The sequence below is a fragment of the Paenibacillus forsythiae T98 genome (assembly GCF_000520735.1).
GTDB classification, from domain to species: Bacteria; Bacillota; Bacilli; order Paenibacillales; family Paenibacillaceae; genus Paenibacillus_AQ; species Paenibacillus_AQ forsythiae.
Genome location: NZ_ASSC01000471.1, coordinates 1 through 1,438, shown reverse-complemented (window position 1 = coordinate 1,438; position 1,438 = coordinate 1). Strand labels below are relative to the sequence as shown.

The 1,438-nt window shown below is 56.9% G+C and carries 2 protein-coding genes; both read right to left on the bottom strand.

What is annotated here, in order from left to right:
- On the bottom strand, positions 1-950 hold a 950-nt coding region (locus tag L692_RS0115045; protein WP_025700989.1), incomplete at its 3' end, for a DNA topoisomerase.
- A gap of 242 nt (positions 951-1,192) precedes the next feature.
- The coding region (locus L692_RS0115040; protein ID WP_025700988.1) for a heme-binding protein at positions 1,193-1,438 on the bottom strand (246 nt) is incomplete at its 5' end.

Here is a 1,438-nt window from a genome sequence, read left to right as displayed (position 1 = left end):
GTCAAATACCGGCTGTCCGTCCGGGGATACGTGACTAGCTTGTGCTGCTCATACAGCCGCTGAAGCAGGCTTGACGTCTGCTTCGCCGAGAAGCCGAATTTGCGGTTTGCATCCCGCTGCAGCTCCGTCAAATCGTAAGCGAGCGGATGCGGCTCGCTCTTCTCGCTCTTTTGGACCTTGGTCAGCGTGCCCTTCTGTCCCTCAAGCCGCTTGGCAAGCTCAGCTCCCCGATCCTTTTCAAAAATCCGTCCGTCTCCGCTATTTGCTCTCCACTGCGCCTGGAAGCTTCCAAAATCAGCCGCCAGCGTGTCGAATTCCTGCGACCGGAAATTCATAATTTCCCGCTCCCGATCCATGATCATGCCAAGCGTCGGCGTTTGCACGCGCCCCGCCGAGAGCGGCGCGCCGAACTTGGTGGTCAGCGCCCGAGTCACATTGAGGCCGACCATCCAGTCGGCCTCGGCGCGGCAGCGGGCCGACTCGTACAGCCGGTCGAACTCCCGGCCCGGCTTAAGCGACGCAAAGCCTTCCTTGATTGCCTTGTCCGTCTGGGAAGAGATCCACAGCCGCCGGAACGGCTTTTTCCACTGAGCCATAGTCATAATCCAACGAGCCAACAGCTCCCCTTCCCGCGCGGCATCGGTAGCGATAATGAGTTCGCCCACATCCTGGCGCTTCATCAGATGCTGAACCGCCTTGAACTGTCCGCCCGTCTCCCGCAGCACCTTCAGCTTCATCCGCTCAGGCAGAATCGGCAGATCCTCCAGCGCCCATGTCGCAAATTTATGATCATAATCCTCGGGCTCCGCCAGCCCTACCAAATGACCGAGCGCCCAGGTCACAATATACCCCGGTCCTTCCATATAACTCTTCTGCTTCTCGCGGCAGCCCATCACCCGCGCAATCTCGCGCGCCACCGATGGCTTCTCCGCCAGTATCAATACTTTCATAGCTCGCTCCTTTCCGTCTTGCACCATTATAGCAAAGAAAAACCGTCTCAGGTCCCAGGAACTTCATTCCTTCCCGCTGACTGCATATGTATAACCGGAAAAAGACCCACATCTCTTTATACGCTATCGCCCCGCTTTGGATCAACAGATTGACACCAGCCCCTCACCCGGCCCATGCAAAAAAAACAGCCGCGATCCGATTGCGGAACAGCCGGCTGCTTAAACTGATGGCAGATCCCCCCTCACAAGACGGGAATCTCTCCTTCGCTCTGCCGCCGCTTAATGAAGGAAAGCGCTTGTAAGCACAGCAAATGATTCTCCTCGGCAGTCAGGCCGGTCACCGCCACTGTGCCTACCACCTTGGTATTCCGCAGTTTTATCGGGAAGCAGCCCCCATGAAGGGCACAGTCTTCGGGGCTGACGTCATAAACTTGGCAGAAAGCCTGCTCATCGCCATCATATTTCAGAAAAAGGTATAAAGAGCTGTG